The organism is Pseudoalteromonas sp. G5_S1_54_S4 (genome assembly GCF_054968565.1).
In genome coordinates, this window is the sequence record NZ_JBQKUL010000024.1 from 22,886 (window position 1) to 39,245 (window position 16,360).

General features: G+C 40.1%; 20 protein-coding genes and 1 tRNA gene. 17 read left to right on the forward strand and 4 right to left on the reverse strand.

Features of this window, described 5'->3' with window-relative positions; translation table 11 throughout:
• The first annotated feature begins 7 nt into the window (after positions 1-7).
• Positions 8-1,195 carry a 2-octaprenyl-6-methoxyphenyl hydroxylase gene (gene ubiH, locus ACTRWE_RS10600; protein WP_462879975.1) on the forward strand — a complete coding sequence of 396 codons (1,188 nt, stop codon included), beginning with the start codon at positions 8-10 and terminating at the stop codon, positions 1,193-1,195.
• A complete protein-coding gene (locus ACTRWE_RS10605) occupies positions 1,192-2,358 on the forward strand; it encodes an FAD-dependent oxidoreductase (protein WP_462879976.1) in 1,167 nt (388 codons plus the stop codon). The genes ubiH and ACTRWE_RS10605 overlap by 4 nt, the downstream gene beginning before the upstream one ends.
• Before the next feature lie 160 nt (positions 2,359-2,518).
• On the opposite strand, the gene ACTRWE_RS10610 is transcribed toward ACTRWE_RS10605, so the two are convergent.
• Complete coding sequence (locus ACTRWE_RS10610; protein ID WP_462879977.1) at positions 2,519-3,718, reverse strand: alpha/beta hydrolase-fold protein; 1,200 nt, start codon at positions 3,716-3,718, stop codon at positions 2,519-2,521.
• A gap of 430 nt (positions 3,719-4,148) precedes the next feature.
• Here ACTRWE_RS10610 and rpsF point away from each other — a divergent pair, with 430 nt between their 5' ends.
• The 9 genes from rpsF to alr all read left to right on the forward strand — a co-directional run bounded on the left by rpsF (position 4,149) and on the right by alr (position 10,348).
• Entirely contained in the window at positions 4,149-4,490 is a 342-nt protein-coding gene (rpsF, locus tag ACTRWE_RS10615; protein ID WP_008110420.1) for a 30S ribosomal protein S6, read from the forward strand.
• Positions 4,491-4,533: 43 nt separating this feature from the next.
• On the forward strand, positions 4,534-4,851 hold the full coding sequence (gene priB, locus ACTRWE_RS10620; RefSeq protein WP_008466122.1) for a primosomal replication protein N: 318 nt from the start codon (positions 4,534-4,536) through the stop codon (positions 4,849-4,851).
• A gap of 12 nt (positions 4,852-4,863) precedes the next feature.
• A complete protein-coding gene (rpsR, locus tag ACTRWE_RS10625) occupies positions 4,864-5,091 on the forward strand; it encodes a 30S ribosomal protein S18 (RefSeq protein ID WP_002962753.1) in 228 nt (75 codons plus the stop codon).
• A 36-nt stretch (positions 5,092-5,127) separates the two neighbouring features.
• Complete coding sequence (gene rplI / locus ACTRWE_RS10630) at positions 5,128-5,580, forward strand: 50S ribosomal protein L9 (RefSeq protein WP_008110407.1); 453 nt, start codon at positions 5,128-5,130, stop codon at positions 5,578-5,580.
• A 224-nt stretch (positions 5,581-5,804) separates the two neighbouring features.
• Positions 5,805-6,356 (forward strand): RNA polymerase sigma factor, encoded by a 552-nt coding sequence (locus ACTRWE_RS10635; protein ID WP_016900127.1) that lies wholly within the window; start codon positions 5,805-5,807, stop codon positions 6,354-6,356.
• Positions 6,349-6,828 carry a hypothetical protein gene (locus ACTRWE_RS10640; RefSeq protein ID WP_462879978.1) on the forward strand — a complete coding sequence of 160 codons (480 nt, stop codon included), beginning with the start codon at positions 6,349-6,351 and terminating at the stop codon, positions 6,826-6,828. The genes ACTRWE_RS10635 and ACTRWE_RS10640 overlap by 8 nt, the downstream gene beginning before the upstream one ends.
• 9 nt (positions 6,829-6,837) lie before the next feature.
• Positions 6,838-7,776 (forward strand): DUF4097 family beta strand repeat-containing protein, encoded by a 939-nt coding sequence (locus ACTRWE_RS10645; RefSeq protein WP_462879979.1) that lies wholly within the window; start codon positions 6,838-6,840, stop codon positions 7,774-7,776.
• Between the two features lie 113 nt (positions 7,777-7,889).
• A complete protein-coding gene (gene dnaB / locus ACTRWE_RS10650) occupies positions 7,890-9,269 on the forward strand; it encodes a replicative DNA helicase (RefSeq protein WP_041695638.1) in 1,380 nt (459 codons plus the stop codon).
• Complete coding sequence (gene alr, locus ACTRWE_RS10655) at positions 9,269-10,348, forward strand: alanine racemase (protein WP_462879980.1); 1,080 nt, start codon at positions 9,269-9,271, stop codon at positions 10,346-10,348. The genes dnaB and alr overlap by 1 nt, the downstream gene beginning before the upstream one ends.
• 70 nt (positions 10,349-10,418) lie before the next feature.
• Here alr and ACTRWE_RS10660 read toward each other — a convergent pair whose 3' ends face one another.
• Positions 10,419-10,658 carry a DUF2960 domain-containing protein gene (locus tag ACTRWE_RS10660; protein ID WP_462879981.1) on the reverse strand — a complete coding sequence of 80 codons (240 nt, stop codon included), beginning with the start codon at positions 10,656-10,658 and terminating at the stop codon, positions 10,419-10,421.
• Between the two features lie 100 nt (positions 10,659-10,758).
• Between ACTRWE_RS10660 and ACTRWE_RS10665 the strand changes: the two genes are divergently transcribed.
• Genes ACTRWE_RS10665 through ACTRWE_RS10675 form a run of 3 tightly spaced genes read left to right on the forward strand, consistent with a single transcriptional unit; the run spans position 10,759 to position 12,471 of the window.
• Positions 10,759-11,010 carry a hypothetical protein gene (locus ACTRWE_RS10665; protein ID WP_008110382.1) on the forward strand — a complete coding sequence of 84 codons (252 nt, stop codon included), beginning with the start codon at positions 10,759-10,761 and terminating at the stop codon, positions 11,008-11,010.
• A gap of 30 nt (positions 11,011-11,040) precedes the next feature.
• A complete protein-coding gene (pnuC, locus tag ACTRWE_RS10670) occupies positions 11,041-11,664 on the forward strand; it encodes a nicotinamide riboside transporter PnuC (RefSeq protein ID WP_076922065.1) in 624 nt (207 codons plus the stop codon).
• 3 nt (positions 11,665-11,667) lie between these two features.
• Complete coding sequence (locus ACTRWE_RS10675; RefSeq protein WP_427683986.1) at positions 11,668-12,471, forward strand: phosphotransferase family protein; 804 nt, start codon at positions 11,668-11,670, stop codon at positions 12,469-12,471.
• On the opposite strand, the gene ACTRWE_RS10680 is transcribed toward ACTRWE_RS10675, so the two are convergent.
• Complete coding sequence (locus ACTRWE_RS10680) at positions 12,468-12,650, reverse strand: hypothetical protein (protein WP_008110377.1); 183 nt, start codon at positions 12,648-12,650, stop codon at positions 12,468-12,470. The two genes, ACTRWE_RS10675 and ACTRWE_RS10680, sit on opposite strands and share 4 nt — an antisense overlap.
• 237 nt (positions 12,651-12,887) lie before the next feature.
• Between ACTRWE_RS10680 and ACTRWE_RS10685 the strand changes: the two genes are divergently transcribed.
• Positions 12,888-12,962: transfer RNA gene (locus ACTRWE_RS10685), tRNA-Arg, on the forward strand.
• A gap of 284 nt (positions 12,963-13,246) precedes the next feature.
• On the forward strand, positions 13,247-14,464 hold the full coding sequence (locus ACTRWE_RS10690; RefSeq protein WP_013464161.1) for an HD-GYP domain-containing protein: 1,218 nt from the start codon (positions 13,247-13,249) through the stop codon (positions 14,462-14,464).
• Here ACTRWE_RS10690 and ACTRWE_RS10695 read toward each other — a convergent pair.
• The gene (locus ACTRWE_RS10695) at positions 14,424-14,744 is read right to left on the reverse strand and encodes a hypothetical protein (RefSeq protein WP_076922061.1); all 321 of its coding nucleotides are present in this window, start codon (positions 14,742-14,744) and stop codon (positions 14,424-14,426) included. The two genes, ACTRWE_RS10690 and ACTRWE_RS10695, sit on opposite strands and share 41 nt — an antisense overlap.
• Before the next feature lie 282 nt (positions 14,745-15,026).
• Here ACTRWE_RS10695 and ACTRWE_RS10700 point away from each other — a divergent pair, with 282 nt between their 5' ends.
• Entirely contained in the window at positions 15,027-16,328 is a 1,302-nt protein-coding gene (locus tag ACTRWE_RS10700) for an outer membrane protein transport protein (RefSeq protein WP_427683988.1), read from the forward strand.
• The last annotated feature ends 32 nt before the right edge of the window (positions 16,329-16,360 follow it).

Genomic DNA, 16,360 nt, shown 5'->3' on the forward strand with positions numbered 1-16,360 from the left:
GATAAAAGTGGCTAAGCAGTTTGATGTTGTAGTAATTGGTGGTGGTTTAGTCGGCGCAAGTTGTGCTCTAAGTATAAGTAAAAAAAATCCCAGCTTAAATATTGCTGTAATTGAAGCAAATCAAGTAACCACTGATTATCATCCAAGCTTTGATGACAGAAGCATCGCACTTGCCCAGCAGTCGGTAGAGTATTTACAAAGCCTCAATTTATTTGAAATGAACGCTCCCTATGCTGCGGCCATAAAAAAAGTGAGTGTGTCAGACAAAGGGCACTTTGGTAAAACCCATATACAGTGTGATGAGTTTGCAAAACCCTCATTAGGTTATGTGGTAGAGGTAAACCCATTTGGCAGAGCGCTGCATCAGCGTTTAATGCAATCAAACATATCGCTTTTTTGCCCAGATAGCGTAACAGCGATAAAACAAAACGCCGATAGTAATGAACTTACATTACAAAGTAGCGAAAAACTCAGTGCTAAGCTGTTGGTGATTGCCGACGGTGCACAGTCGCCAACTCGTAATTTATTGGGGCTCGGCTTCAATACCCAGCCTTATGAACAAGGTGCGATTATTGCCAATATAGAAGTCGCTGGTGGACATAACCATCATGCGTTTGAGCGGTTTACCCAAAATGGCCCAATGGCTTTATTACCCATGAGTAATAACCGCTATTCGTTAGTATGGTGTATGCGCCAAGAACATATTGAGCAGTATATGTCGCTAAGTGAACCAGACTTTATAAGTGCGCTGCAAACCACCTTTGGTTATCGTGCAGGGCAATTTATAAAAGTCGGTATGCGCGCCAGTTATCCGCTGGTTTATGGGCAAATCGAATCGTTGACGGCGCACCGTACTGTGGTAATAGGTAACGCGGCACACGCCATTCACCCAATTGCAGGTCAAGGCTTTAATTTAGGGCTGCGCGACGTACAAGTGCTTAGTAACTTAATAGCAAACAGTGAACATGATTTAGGGAGTTATGCCTTTACTCGTCAATATTCAATTAAGCGCAGTGATGATATAAACACCGTGATGACATTGACCGATGCCTTGGTTCGACTTTTTTCAAACTCATCACGGGTGTTAGCGCTTGGTCGTAGTATTGGGCTATTTTCAATGGATTTATTCCCCGCATTTAAAGCCCCATTGACTAAACAGTTAATGGGACAAGTTAAACAAGGTACACGTTTATGAAACAAGTACAGGTTTGTATAGTGGGTGGTGGCTGCGTAGGTTTAACGCTGGCGCTCGGGCTTGCTAAAGCGAATATTAGCGTGGCTGTGTTAGATGCTGCGCCAACTCAAGCTTCACCTAGCGATGATTATGGCTTACGAGTTAGTGCACTAAGTATTGCCAGCCAAACTTTGCTCGAGCAGTTAAATGTATGGCCACACATAATAGCTGAGCGTGCTTGTGCTTATACGCACATGGATGTACGCGATGCCGACAGCTTTGGAAAAATAACCTTTAATAACGAGCAACTTGAGCTTGAGCATTTAGGGCACATTGTTGAAAACGATATTATTCGCTTTGCGCTAATAAAAGAGCTTGAGCAACAAAGTAATGCCACAGTGATGTTTGATACTGAGTATCAGCAAATACATCAAAGTGAGTCTGACGTATTTATTAATTTAAAAACTGGCGAACCTATTATTGCTAAGTTGCTGGTGGCGGCCGATGGCGCAAATTCAGCGATTCGTAAACAGTTTAATATGGCGCTGAGCTTTAAAGATTACGATCACCATGCGTTAGTAGCGACAGTTAAAACCAAAGAGTCACACGCAAATACCGCACGCCAAGTGTTTTTACCAACCGGGCCACTAGCGTTTTTACCACTAAGCGATGAGCATACTCATTCAATTGTGTGGTCAACCAGCCCGAATCATTGTGATGAATTGTTAGCAATGGACGACACTACTTTTAACAAAGCAGTAATGGCTGCAATAGATGGGCAGTGCGGTTTATGTGAAGTGCAAAGTAAGCGCGTCGCGTTCCCTCTTAAAATGCGTTACGCCCAACAATGGGTTAATGGCAAGGTGGTGTTAATGGGCGATGCAGCGCATACCATTCATCCATTAGCAGGGCTCGGTATGAACCTGGGCCTAAAAGATGCCGCTTATTTAATTGAGCTACTAAGTCAAGACGCCAAAGAATTTGCCAGTACGCGCACACTGCGTGATTACGAGCGCACCCGTAAGCTCGACGCACAAAAACACATCGCCATGATGCAAGGGCTCAAAGAGCTATTTGAAGGTGCAAACCCAGTTAAAAAGCTGATTCGGGGAGTAGGGCTATCGCTGGTTGATAATCTTGGGCCTATAAAGCACCTGTTCGCCAAAGAAGCGATAGGGAAGTGATAAAGCCAAGCTGTCAGTTTTTAGCTGTCAGCTTTTAGCCAAAGAAAAACCGATGTTTAGTTTAAACATCGGTTTTTTTATAGGCTAATGCTTTCTTTAGTGTATGCGTACAGCCTGCTGACGCGACGAGCAAAGCTCGTAATGCTTTTAAATTAATGAGCTACAAATTTTCTTGTGCTTCATTCACCATATCTTGCAGTGCATCGATTAACAATGGGTCACGCGAGTTCTGTTTAGCAAGTTCTAGTGCGTGTTTCATACTAGTGAGTGCCTCTTTGAACTGTTTATTAGCAGTGTAGCCTTGCGATAATCGCATGTGAGAGTAAGCAGCATTAGGGTAATCGTTAGTAAAGTGTTTTAGTGTTGAAATAGCTTTTTTAGTGTTACCAAACTCTTGCTGGCTGTGGGCAAATTCTACGTACACATCTTGTGGAATTTTAAGCTCAAATCCGTACTTATCACTAAGTGCTTGGTAGTAACCGGTAATCAATGATACATCTGCAAATTTTCCGTGCTCGTCAGTCACTTTAAATATTAGGTCGCTAAATAAGTGAATTAGGCTATCGCTAAGTGCTGGAAGTATGGTGCCCATATGAGTAAAAGTGGGATAATGCTTATATTTCCATTTTAGCTGCGTGGGCATTTGTTGCTCTAAATTTACTAAAGTATTTAATACGCCGGTATAAAAGCGTGCGCCTTCACTTGCAACACTAATAAATAACGCTTGAGCGCCTTTGGGGTTTTTAGTGTATTTAATAATATTACTTTTTAACTCTTCATCACTCCACCAACTATTTGGGCTTATAGCGATGTAGTTGTTAAATAATGCCGGTTGATTAACTAAAGTATAAAGCGCTAATGTACCAGCATTAGAATGACCAATTAAGGTGTTGTAACCATTAGTTGGGTAGTTGCTATTTATATAGGGCATGAGCTCATCAGACACAAACTTTAAAAAATTATCGGTTTGCCCTGCGTCAGGCCATTTATTTTTAACAAAGGTTTGAAACTCCGTTTTAGGCTCACCTTGTACTTTAGGTAAGTAATCACGAACACGGTTGGTTGTATCAATAGCAACAAGCATTGCATTAGGTATCTGCTCGTAATCAACAAGGGATTTTATAACGCCAGACGCCGTATGAAAGTGCTCAACACCATCAAGTAAATAAATAACATAGAGCGGCTGATCGTCTTTTACATTGTCAGGTATGAATATTCTGATAGGTCTGTCTTCGTTAAGTATTTTTGATTGTAGAATGACTTTTTTACCAACGGTTATGTCGGTTGTAGCGGTGTCTGCATAGCTTAAAACAGGTGTACTAAAAGTAACTATTAACACAAGCGATAGTAAAAGCTTCATAAATATCCTTATTAAATAATGTGTTGCTCAATAATTGCACGGCTTTAGGTTTGAGTAAATGTTTATATTTTAGAAGCAAATGTAGAGCTTAAATAATTTAAAGCTATGCTTTTCAAGCTCGGCGTCTACCACAAAAAATTTAAACACTTATCTTTATTTTACTTATTGATATAAAGGGAGCATCCAATAATCTCTTCCCGAACCCCGAACCCCGAACCCCGAACCCCGAACCCCGAACCCCGAACCCCGAACCCCGAACCCCGAACCCCGAACCCTTTAACGCTTATCTATTAAAGCTTAAAAACCTGCTTGCTTAATTATCCTACTAAGCGTAAAATGCGCGCTCATTTCGGCTTTTAAACTATTAATTCCTTGCCTTAAACCGACCGGCCGAAACGGTAGAAGGCTCTATTAACCGTAAGGAATATCCATGCGTCATTACGAAATCGTATTCATGGTTCACCCTGATCAGAGTGAGCAAGTATCTGGTATGATCGAACGTTATACTGGTTCTATCACTGAAGCAGGTGGTACTATCCACCGTCTTGAAGACTGGGGCCGTCGTCAACTGGCTTACCCAATCAACAAGCTTCATAAAGCTCATTATGTTCTTATGAACGTTGAAGCACCAACTGAAGTAATCAGCGAGCTAGAAACTACTTTCCGCTACAACGATGCAGTGCTTCGTAACTTAGTTATGCGTACTAAAAACGCTGTAACTGAAGCGTCTCCTCTTGTAAGAGAAGAGAAGAAAGAAGCACCAGCTGCTTAATTGTTTTGAGTCCTAGCATGGCACGTAGTCAGCAGTTACTATAATGGTTAGCCCATATACGAATCAGCTGGTTATATCGGGGGTTGTTTGTAAAACACCCAAGTTTAGCCAAAGCCCCGCGGGCATACCGCATTGTATTTTTGTTGTAGAACATAAATCAATGCAAGTTGAAGCAGATCTTAACCGTAATAGTTATGTGAGGCTTCAGGTGGTTGCCAGTGGTAAGCAAATGCAACAACAGACTCAACATTTGCACGTTGGGCAGGCATTGCAAGTGAGTGGTTTTTTAAATCGCCACGAAGGTCGTAACGGCCTTAGCCAATTGGTTTTGCATGCTCAGCATATAGAAAGAATTATTTGAGGAATTAATCTCATGGCACGTTATTTCAGACGTCGTAAGTTCTGCCGCTTTAAAGCGGAAGGCGTACAACAAATCGATTACAAAGATCTAGCTACTCTTAGAAACTATGTTACAGAAAGTGGCAAAATCGTACCTAGCCGTATCACAGGTACTAGCGCTAAATACCAGCGCCAGCTAGCAACTGCTATTAAGCGTGCTCGCTACTTAGCCCTTCTTCCATACACTGACTTACATAAGTAAGCAGCGGATTAACACGTTTTTAAAAGGTGTAGAAACATGCAAGTTATTCTACTAGATAAGATCGCTAACCTAGGTGGCCTAGGTGACCAGGTTGTTGTTAAATCTGGCTTCGCACGTAACTTCCTTTTCCCACAAGGTAAGGCAGTTCCTGCAACTAAAGCAAACATTGAAACGTTTGACGCACGTCGCGCAGAACTAGAAGCAAAAATCGCTGAACAGTTAACTGCAGCACAAGCACGCGCTGACAAACTTGAAGCATTAGCAGAAGTTACATTAGTATCTAAAGCTGGTGACGAAGGTAAATTATTCGGTTCAATCGGTACTCGTGACATCGCTGACGCTATCTCAGCTGTTGGTGTTGAAGTTGCTAAATCAGAAGTTCGTTTACCTCTAGGTACTATCCGTGAGACTGGCGAATTTGACGTTGCAATCGCAGTACACTCAGACGTAACAGCTACTATTAAAGTAATCGTTATTGCTGAAGCTTAATTTTAAATATTAAGCTAAAAAAACCGTGCTTTGCACGGTTTTTTTGTGTCTAAAATTTATAACCCAAAGTAATAAATTGTTTGTTGTGGGTAAAATAAAACACTTTTCTAAAATAAAGCTTCATTTTCTACAAATATTTTCTATTTCATTTAAACCTTTCTATTTCTTCTCACGTCTAATAAGTTAAATTGCAATTACATAATTATAAACAGGAAAAATTTGCGATGTTAATGGACGCTAATCAGCCAATAACTGATCAAGTGCAGCAAATGCTTATTGATCAAGTTAAAAACGGCGACCAGTTAGCCTATAAAGCGCTCTATGACATGCATAAAGCAAAAGTTTATGGCTTATGCCTGAGGCTAATAGCCGATGAGGGGCATGCGCAAGATGCAACCCAAGAAGTATTTGTACAGGTATGGCACAAAATAGCGCAATTTGATGGGCGTTCGCAATTTTCTACCTGGCTTTACAGTGTCACCAGTAATATTGCTATTAGCTATGTGCGTAAGCAAAAACATTGGCTTAATAAAGTTATTAGCTTTGAACAAAGCGGTATGGATGAGCAATCTGCAAATGACTGCAATGGCTTAAATGGCTTAGATAAATTAATCGTTAGGCTGCCTGAGCGCGCAAGAATGGTATTTGTACTGTATGCCGTTGAAGGTTATAGGCATGAAGAAATAGCAACCTTGCTAGGTATGGCGGTAGGCTCTAGTAAGGCGCAATATCATCGTGCAAGGCAATTATTAAAACAGTGGTACGAAAATGAGTAAAACAAATTTTGATGACTACTTAAATGAGTCGCTAACACAGTTAAATAAAAATATAACACCCGATAAAGAGCTGTGGGATGGGATTGAGCGCGCCATAATGACTAATAAGCAGACAAGTAAAGTTAATAGTGTAGTTTGGCCGAAGCTAACTGCTATTGCAGCATGTTGTGTGGCTGCTTTGGTTAGCACTATGCTGTTTTTTACATCTCCAGAGACAAATACCGCTGTGGCGATGAGTGAGTTTTTTACTAAACAAAAACAAAGTTTACTTGTTCAATACCAAAGCCAAGCGGCACTAACAGATAACTGGCAAGTGCAGCTACAAGAACTTGAAGATGCTGAGCAGGCTATAAAGCAAACACTTGAAAATGAACCACAAAATAAGGCGCTACTGTCTATGTTAGCGCAAGTATATCAACAACAACTCGACTTAATTAACAAGGTGCATGCACCGCGTTGGCAACACATCTAGGAGAAATAAATGAAAGCAATAATATTAGGGATCGCTTTATTACCCATGGCCGTATTTGCTGGTGAAAAAATAGATCAGCAAATTGAGGTACCCAATGCTGGGGTGATCCACATTGAAAACCAGCGTGGTGATATTAAAGTGACAGGTTGGGATAAAAATCAATTTAAAGTAACCGGTGAACTTGATGATAAAGCACAAGGCTACACACTTAAAACACAGGGTAATAAAACCCAGTTTATTGTGAAAATGCCTGAACTTTCTAATTGGGATAATAACAACAATGGCTCAACGCTCACTATTTTTATGCCAAAAAGTAGTGCGCTAGAATTTGTGGGTGTTAATGCATCTATAACGGCCAAAGAGTTACAAAAAGGTACTGAAATTGATGTAGTTAATGGGGCTATCACAGTAAAAGATCTTAATGGCGATATTAAGCTGACCACTGTAAATGGTGACATCAAGGCAAAAGCACTTAATGGTAAAGTTCAATTTGAAACTGTTAATGGTTCGATTGATGATCAGCAATCTAGCGGTGAAGTTCGTTTTAGTGCGGTTAATGGCGATATTACATCAAACTCGACGGCCAATGATATTCGCTTAGAAAACGTAAATGGCGATATTAACTTTAATTTAGATACAATTAAAGAGTTACAAATAAGCACCGTTAATGGCGAAGTTAAAGTACAAATTAACCGCCTTCTGAGTGATGCTGATGTGAGTTTTGAATCTGTTAGTGGTAACGCTGCGTTTTATTTCCCTGCTGATTTATCTGCACAATTTGAGGTGGAAGCACACGCTGGCGGTAAAATTGACAACCAGTTAACTAACGATCAAGTACAAAAAGCCAAATATGGCCCAGCAAGTGGAATTAAGTTTAATACTAATGGCACTGATGCTAGCGTAGAGATGAATACTATTAGCGGTGTTATCGAACTTAAACGTCAATAATCAGCTATTTTATTTTAAGTAACAAAAAGCAGGAAAAGATTTCCTGCTTTGCTATTTGCACAGCCCCGCCAAGTCGATAGAATAGAGCTATTCAATTTTAGTACTGTGAAGTTATGGCCAAACCAGATAAGCAAGTCGACACTCTTAAAGTTCCTCCCCATTCAATAGAAGCTGAACAATCTGTTTTAGGTGGTTTAATGCTTGATAACCAAGCATTTGATCGCGTAGCTGAACTTGTTGTGGCGCAGGATTTTTATACCCGTACCCATAAGCTTATTTTTGAGGCAATGACAGCACTGGCTGAAATTGGCGATCCGATTGATTTAATTACTATTTCTGAAAGTTTAGAAAAAAATAATCAGCTTTCAGGGATTGGTGGCTTTGCGTATTTAGCCGAAATAGCTAAAAACACCCCAAGTGCTGCTAATATTGATGCTTACGCTAGCATTGTACGCGAGCGTGCAGTTGTGCGTGAAATGATTGGTGTCGCCAATGAAATAGCCGAAGCAGGCTTTAACCCAGAAGGGCGCACAAGTCACGATTTACTCGACTTTGCTGAGAGCAAAGTATTTAAAATTGCTGAGCAACGTACAAAAAGTAGTGATGGCCCGCAAAGCATTCACAATATACTTGAAAAAACCGTTGATAAAATAGAAGAGCTTTATCAATCGCCACAAGATGGTGTTACCGGTGTAAGCACAGGTTACGCTGATTTAGATAAAATGACGACTGGTCTGCAGCCCTCAGATTTAATTATTGTAGCAGCACGTCCATCGATGGGTAAAACTACCTTTGCGATGAACCTTGCTGAGCATGCAGCAATGACCCAAGACAAGCCTGTACTTATCTACTCACTAGAGATGCCCTCTGAACAAATTATGATGAGGATGCTGGCGTCCCTTGGCCGAATTAACCAAACCAAAGTACGTACTGGTCAGCTAGATGACGATGACTGGGCGCGCCTTTCATCAACCATGGGGTTACTCATGGAAAAAGGCAAAATGTATGTTGATGACGCCTCAGGCTTAACACCCACTGATGTACGTTCACGTGCACGTCGTATTGCCCGCGATCATGGTGGTATTAGTATGATCATGGTCGATTACCTACAATTAATGCGCGTACCTAGCTTGTCAGATAATCGTACCTTAGAAATTGCCGAAATTTCACGTTCACTTAAAGCATTAGCAAAAGAATTACAGTGTCCGGTTGTTGCACTATCGCAGCTTAACCGTACCCTAGAGCAACGTGCTGATAAACGCCCAATTAACTCAGATTTGCGTGAGTCGGGCTCTATTGAGCAAGATGCCGATTTAATCATGTTTATTTATCGTGACGAAGTATACAACGAAGACAGTACTGATAAAGGTGTTGCAGAAATTATCATCGGTAAACAGCGTAACGGTCCGATTGGTAAAGTGCGCCTAACCTTCCAAGGTCAATTCTCTCGCTTTGATAATTACGCGGGGCCTGCTGTAGATGATGATTACTAATGCGCTTAGCTATTGCCGAAATTAACTTACAAGCACTTGCTCATAATTTAGCGCAAGTGCGACAGTTTGCGCCTAACAGTAAAGTTATGGCGGTATTAAAAGCCAATGCTTATGGCCATGGTTTAGTAAAAATAGCGCAGCACCTTAATGATGCCGACGCATTTGCAGTGGCACGAATAGATGAAGCGCTCGCACTGCGAGCAGGCGGGCTGACCAAGCCTATTGTGTTGTTGGAAGGTTTTTTCCATCAAGATGACTTGCCGATTTTATTAGCCAATAACTTTCAAACCATAATCCATGATGAAAACCAGCTCAGAGCACTTGAAAATGCAAAGCTCGATGCACCAATCAGTTGCTGGTTAAAAATCAATACGGGTATGCATCGTTTAGGGGTTGCACCAACGCAATTGAATGATTTTTATCAGCGCTTGCAAGCGACTAATAACGCTAAAGATACAATCAATTTAATGACGCATTTTTCCAGTGCCGATGATGTTAATGATCCCAAAACAGCTGATCAAATTGCTTTGTTTGATTCATTAGTGCAAGGCAAACAACAAGCACATTGTTTAGCAAATTCGGCCGGTATTATTGCTTGGCCTGCCGGTCATGGCGAGTGGGTGCGTCCAGGCTTGATGATGTATGGTGTATCACCAATGCTTAACACTTCAGGCAAAGATCATCAGCTTAAGCCGGTGATGCGCTTAACTACTAAGGTTATTGCAATTCGCGATGTTGATGCTGCGCAAGGTGTTGGTTATGGTGGCAGTTGGCAAAGTGCTCAGCCGACTAAGCTTGCAGTGGTTGCTATGGGCTATGGTGATGGTTATCCGCGTCATGCTAAACATGGTACCCCAGTAGTGATTGCTGGCAAACGTTATGGTATTGCTGGCAACATCTCTATGGATATGATCAGTGTTGATATTGGTGAAAATACTGATGGCATCAAAGTCGGCGATGAGGTAGTAATGTGGGGGCCTGAGTTGCCGGTAGAAGAAATTGCACAATGTGCTGATACTATATCTTACGAGTTATTGTGTAATATTACACCGCGCGTAAGTTATGAGTACCAGCGCTAATATTTATTTTAAAAATACCCATTAAGTTTACATTGCTAGAATGATCGTGATGCTCACTTAATCGGTATCGTTACTCTTTTATAAAGTAAATATCGCTAAAGCCCATGCGAGCAAATTCTTGATCACGAAAGTTACGCACTGCCGATGACCCTTTAGAGGTCATTTCAATTTGGCGTACCATGTTTAAGTAGTTAGTTAAATCGATACCTTCGGCAGCCGCAATAGCCTGATACATATCGTGGTATTTATCTTTGGCGAAGTTAATTTCGCGCGGTTTATTTTTAAAAGTGTAGGTAATTCTGCGTGCCATAATGAGCTCATTTAAATTGAGTGTTAGTGTAATTTTACACTGTATTTAAGTTGCGTTGAATGATTAGTTGAAATCAAATAATTAAAAAGGTGAGTTTGAAATGAAATTATCAGTAGAGATCAGTAAATACCCGCTCCACCAAGATTACATTCCTTTTATTAAAGGCTTTATCGACAGAGTTAATGCCTACGAAGAACTCAAAGTGATCACTAATACTATGTCGACCCAAATATTTGGTGATTATGACCTAGTTATGCAAGTGATCAGCACAGAAATTAAACATTCATATGAGCAATTTGGTAAAGCTATATTTGTGTGTAAATTTATTTCGGGCGATTTATCTCCCGAATAACCTCTTAACAAACACGGTCGTTTTATAATGATGGATTTTGTAACGCAAATACTCAGTGGTTTTACTGCTATGTCGCATTGGGAATATATTGCGGTTGCTTTGTCGATGGCGTATTTATTACTGGCCATTAAAGAGAACTTATGGTGCTGGCCTGCGGCTTTTTTTAGTACGCTTATTTATACCATTATGTATTGGAATGGCGCGCTGCTAATGGAGTCGTTACTAAACTTTTATTATATGTATATGGCGGTGTTTGGTTGGGTCGTGTGGCGCAAAGGCAAGGCTAATCAAGCGCAGCGACTAATTACATCCTGGCCGGTAAACCGACATATTATTTTAATTGTACTGACTGCATTAGTGTCATTAGCAATTGGCTATGTAATGCAAAACTATACGCATGCAGATTTTGCGTATCTTGATAGTTTCACAACTTGCTTTGCTGTGGTTACTACGTATCTGGTAGCTAAAAAAGTACTAGAAAATTGGCTCTATTGGATAGTCATTGATGCGGCCTCTATGTATTTGTACTATGAAAAAGGCTATTACCCAACCCTTGTTTTATTTGTATTTTATACCGTTATGGCAGCATGGGGATTTAAAACGTGGTACGAAGAATACGAGCAAAGCCAAGCCAAGCCCATGGCGCAACTTTAATCTATGAATCAGCATTCTCAGTTAGTTAATATTTGTAGCGCGTTTTTAGTACCGAGCACAATAACCTCAACAGAGTATTTGGTTAACGGTTTAAGCAACGATAACTTTTTGATCCGTACTGACAGCCAAGCTTATTTATTAAAGTGTTATAAAGCGTATTGGCCACAAGTAGGTTTACATGCCCAATATGAGCTCAGTAAACAACAAGTTTGCTCTGCTCCCATCTGGCTTGATAAGCAAAATAAGCGCGCAGCTTTTAACTATATTGATGGCGACGTCGCTCAGTCTTATTTGGCGATGCCGCTACTGACTAAACTTGTTAAGCTACATGCGTATACAACTAATAATGAGGCAATGAATATAGCTTTGGAATTGCAAGCCTATCAGCATTTATTAGTGTTTAAACAGTATGAAAAGCTCATAAACAAAACATTAAAAAGCATAGCCAACATGCCCGTAGATAGTGGCTTTTGCCATAACGACTTAGTCAAAGAAAATATCGTGGTAAACCCGCAAGGCGTTTATTTAATCGATTTTGAGTATGCTCAAACAAATGATGTGTATTTTGATCTTGCTGCGTTAGCGGTTAGTTTTAAATTAGATGCTTCAGGCAAGCAGGCTCTGCTTAACAATTACAAAACGCACACCCTATCAGAACAATTTTATTTATCTATGCACAAACTCAATTGCTATCAGTTAGTTTATTTACTGTTATGTATAGGTTGGTATGAGCAACGCGCTATAAACAATCAGGTTGTTGTATTGCGCGCGCAACTGGATGAGCTTATTGCTTTAATGGAGGGTTAAAGTCCGCCAAAGCGTTCCGCAAGCTCTTTGTATTTTGCTACTTCATCAGCGTCAAATTGCATTTCGCCGTTATCATCTTCTGATTTAGCGATTAATAGGCTTTCTCGAGCAAGGCGTTTAACGCGCTCTGCTTTTACACCTAAAAATTCAGCAACTTGCTCTGTTGACATTAACTTCATAATTACTTCCTCGTGTTTAATCTTTCCGTTCAGTGACAATAATAGATAATATGTGTCTAAAGCGTTACTGTTTTTTTATAGAATATAAACAAATAGCGCTTTTTTTACCTTTTGTGAAGTGATTAGTTTAAATTATAGACATGTAAACGAATCATGCTGGCATTTATACAAAGATGCCTTTATTATTGCGCATGCTAAAGCATTGATATCGCGAGTTGATGTGGCGGCAACAAATGTGCTCTCGTGGTGAAATGGATATCACGTGGCCCTCCGGAGGCTGAGTTGTAGGTTCGATCCCTACCGAGAGCGCCATTTGCGTTTAAAGTATCATTTCCTGTTTCTTCCTCAAAATACCTACAATTATTTAAATTAGTCCGCTGCCTTACATTATTTAATTTTCGATAATAAAATATGTAGCAATCTATTTTATACCTTTAGGCGTATATTCATTGCTGAGCTTATGGTTTATTCTTGCTAGTGCGTATAATTATTGATGTTAATCATTTATTATTACCCTGAACTCAAAAGCTAGACTTTTATAGCTAAATAATGCTATTTAAAGTATATATTCATTAATTATAGAAACCCTCATTTTTATGCTAATCACCTTACCTATATCAGAACTCGTTCCAGGCATGTACGTAAATAGCGTTACTAAGCAGCAGGAGAGTGTCGATGGCATAAAAATTAAAACCAGTGGTTTGGTTCGTGATAAATCAATCATTCAGCGTTTAATTACCGAAGGGGTGCTTGAGCTTCTCATCGACTTTACAAAAAGTGATGTCGCCGTACCAGCTAAATACAAAGAAAAACAAAAACCACAAGCTCCTGTAGCTAAGCAAGATAAGCCAGTTAAGGCAAAGGTTGCTATAAGCTTAGAGCAAGAGTTTGCAAAAGCCAGTGTGAGTTATGATGCGCACAACAGAAAACTACAAAGTATTTTTGGTGACTTAACATCAGGTTTGTCACTTAATATTGAAGCGCTCAATGAAATAAGTAATGAAATAGTGAGCTCTGTATTTCGTAATGAACACGCTATGACTATTTTAACTCGGATCAAAGATAAGCACAGTTACAACTGGCGTCATATGATCAACTGCACCATTTTTACAGCGGTGTTTGCTAAATACTTAGGTTATAAACGCGCTGTTGTGCAAGAGCTTGCAATGGGGGCTTTAATGCATGACTTAGGTCAGGCTAAGTTACCGCAAGGGATATTTTCCAAACCAGGAAAAGTCACGGGTAACGAAATGACGGCAATAAAAAAGCATGTCGCACAAAGCTTAGGATTGTTAAAAGGCGGAAAAGGTATTACGCCTTTAATGCTTGATATGATTGTAAATCATCATGAGCGTCTTGATGGTTCAGGCTATCCAAGAGGTGTAGATGGAAGCAAATTAAGCCGCCCAGCTCGGATCATTGCGATTGTAGACGTATACGATGCATTGACAGCAGATAGACCGCATCAAGAGGGTGATGAGCCAATTAATGCGCTTCGCTATTTGTTAGCTAACAAACAGCTGTTTGATGCAGAGTTAGTACAGTTATTTATTAAGTGTTTAGGTGTACACCCAGTAGGGACTATTGTTAAGTTAACCAATGAGCGATTAGCGTTGGTGCTAGAGGGCAATCATTCAAACCCTATCAAACCTAAAGTGAAGCTTTTTTACAACGCTAAACATAACCATCATGTTACCGCAAAAGATATAGATTTAAGCTTAAATAATAACGAGATAAAAATACAGGCAAGTGTTAAACCTGCTGATTATAAGATTAATTTGCCTCGGCTTTTAAAAGAGCATTTACTGCTTTAGCGTTACATCTTCTTTTTTCGTTTGTTTTAACAGAAATATAGCCACCCAAAAAACAACTTCCCATCAGCGTTAACCACAGTAATGTGCCTAATTCTACATGCAGCGCTAAGCAACAAAAAACCAAAGAAATAATCGCCATGGCAATGGCTGCGAGCCAATATTGATTGACAGGATTGTCACATTTCCCAGCACGCGTACACGCGCAATAATTTGCCTTATAAAAGAAATAAACACTAATGCCGCAAAAAATAAGCCCAGCAATAATAAGTAAAATGATCACAGTTTTCTCCCTTTGTGATTTTAATTGCAGTGTAAATTGCAAAGTATTTTAAGTCAATGCAAATAAGAATTAATCTCATTAGAGTATATACTCTAATACCACACTTCTTGTCCGATGAGTTTTAAATAGTTGTTAAATTGTCGTTAAAAAACGTGTTTTTTGGCTTTTTTTAACGTTTTAGTAAGGTTTTTTATAAAAAATTAAGGTAGGGTACGTAGGTTTGAAACTCTAATAACAACACACATAGCTATCCAAACAGTAAGTTTGGCTAAGGACACAACAATGAAATTTACTAAAACTCTTATTGCGGCATCGCTGGCATTTGTTTCAGCTGATACTTTTGCAGCGGCTTTTCAACTTGCTGAGCAAAACGTATCTGGTTTAGGCCGCGCATACGCAGGTGAAGCGTCTGTAGCAGACGATGCGTCTGTGGTTGCACGTAACCCAGCATTAATGACGTTGTTTAAAGAGAAGCAACTTAGTGTTGCAGCTATTGCTGTAATTCCAGATGTGAGTTTAGAAGGAACCGGTAACGGATATGGTTTAGATAACAGCGTATTAAATGATGACAGCATTGCACCAAGCGCGATTATTCCAGCAGGTTATTTCACTATGCCAGTAAACGATAAAGTATCGGTTGGGTTTGGTGCTTTTTCTAACTTTGGCCTTGCTACTGAGTTTAACGATGATTACGCAGCTGGCCAAATTGCCGGTGAAACTGAAATTGTTACTGTAAACATGAACGCAAGTGTTGCTTATAAAGTATCAGAGCAGTTTAGCTTTGGTATTGGTTTGAATGCAATTTATGCAGAAGCGAAGATTATTCGTAAGTTTGGTGTAGTACCTCCTGTAAACCCTGCTATTGCTTCTATTCCTGCAAGTGCTGATGCTGTTCACCTTGAAGGTGATGATATGGGCTACGGCTTAAACGTCGGCTTAATGTATCAATTAGATGAAAATAGCCGCTTTGGTTTTAACTACCGTACAGAAACAGATATTACTTTTGAAGGTGAATACTCGAATGAACTACCTTCATTTATTCCTGGTGGATTAAACGGACAGCTTGAATTACCGGGCTCTGTTGAAATTACATTACCAGCAATTGCTGAGTTCTCAGGCTCTCATCAGTTAGACGAGAAACTAGGCGTTCACTACAGCGTATTATGGACAGGTTGGAGCAGCTTTGACTCATTAGAAGCGCAAGTTACTGCGCCTACAGGCGATAAGTTCAGTGCCTTTGAAAAAACAGAAGACTTTTCTGATGCAATGCGCTACTCAATCGGTGCTGATTACCAATACAGCGAAAACTTAATGCTACGTGCCGGCTTTGCGTTTGATGAGTCGCCAGTGTCACAACAGCATTTATCAATTTCTATTCCTGATACAGACCGCTTCTGGTTCTCGTTCGGTGGTAACTACGCGATTGATCAAAACTCAAACGTTGATTTAGGTGTGAGTGTATTACGTGGTAAAACGCAAAAGTTCACTGAAAAAGTAGAAAGCGAAACGCTACCTCAGCAATGGTCTTTTGAATCAAAAGGTCATGCAGTACTTATTGGTGCTCAGTATAACTACACGTTCTAATTCTGCCTAGAGCCTAGAGCCTAGAGCCTAGA

What these genes read in the sequence shown, in the direction of transcription:
- pnuC (WP_076922065.1), top strand. Translation starts at nt 11,041, where the DNA reads ATGGATTTTGTAACGCAAATACTCAGTGGTTTTACTGCTATGTCGCAT.
- dnaB (WP_041695638.1), top strand. Translation starts at nt 7,890, where the DNA reads ATGGCCAAACCAGATAAGCAAGTCGACACTCTTAAAGTTCCTCCCCAT.
- rplI (WP_008110407.1), top strand. Translation starts at nt 5,128, where the DNA reads ATGCAAGTTATTCTACTAGATAAGATCGCTAACCTAGGTGGCCTAGGT.
- rpsR (WP_002962753.1), top strand. Translation starts at nt 4,864, where the DNA reads ATGGCACGTTATTTCAGACGTCGTAAGTTCTGCCGCTTTAAAGCGGAA.
- alr (WP_462879980.1), top strand. Translation starts at nt 9,269, where the DNA reads ATGCGCTTAGCTATTGCCGAAATTAACTTACAAGCACTTGCTCATAAT.
- ACTRWE_RS10690 (WP_013464161.1), top strand. Translation starts at nt 13,247, where the DNA reads ATGCTAATCACCTTACCTATATCAGAACTCGTTCCAGGCATGTACGTA.
- priB (WP_008466122.1), top strand. Translation starts at nt 4,534, where the DNA reads ATGGTTAGCCCATATACGAATCAGCTGGTTATATCGGGGGTTGTTTGT.
- ACTRWE_RS10635 (WP_016900127.1), top strand. Translation starts at nt 5,805, where the DNA reads ATGTTAATGGACGCTAATCAGCCAATAACTGATCAAGTGCAGCAAATG.
- ACTRWE_RS10640 (WP_462879978.1), top strand. Translation starts at nt 6,349, where the DNA reads ATGAGTAAAACAAATTTTGATGACTACTTAAATGAGTCGCTAACACAG.
- ACTRWE_RS10605 (WP_462879976.1), top strand. Translation starts at nt 1,192, where the DNA reads ATGAAACAAGTACAGGTTTGTATAGTGGGTGGTGGCTGCGTAGGTTTA.
- ACTRWE_RS10680 (WP_008110377.1), bottom strand. Translation starts at nt 12,650, where the DNA reads ATGAAGTTAATGTCAACAGAGCAAGTTGCTGAATTTTTAGGTGTAAAA.
- ACTRWE_RS10610 (WP_462879977.1), bottom strand. Translation starts at nt 3,718, where the DNA reads ATGAAGCTTTTACTATCGCTTGTGTTAATAGTTACTTTTAGTACACCT.
- ACTRWE_RS10700 (WP_427683988.1), top strand. Translation starts at nt 15,027, where the DNA reads ATGAAATTTACTAAAACTCTTATTGCGGCATCGCTGGCATTTGTTTCA.
- ACTRWE_RS10675 (WP_427683986.1), top strand. Translation starts at nt 11,668, where the DNA reads ATGAATCAGCATTCTCAGTTAGTTAATATTTGTAGCGCGTTTTTAGTA.
- ACTRWE_RS10645 (WP_462879979.1), top strand. Translation starts at nt 6,838, where the DNA reads ATGAAAGCAATAATATTAGGGATCGCTTTATTACCCATGGCCGTATTT.
- rpsF (WP_008110420.1), top strand. Translation starts at nt 4,149, where the DNA reads ATGCGTCATTACGAAATCGTATTCATGGTTCACCCTGATCAGAGTGAG.
- ACTRWE_RS10660 (WP_462879981.1), bottom strand. Translation starts at nt 10,658, where the DNA reads ATGGCACGCAGAATTACCTACACTTTTAAAAATAAACCGCGCGAAATT.
- ACTRWE_RS10665 (WP_008110382.1), top strand. Translation starts at nt 10,759, where the DNA reads ATGAAATTATCAGTAGAGATCAGTAAATACCCGCTCCACCAAGATTAC.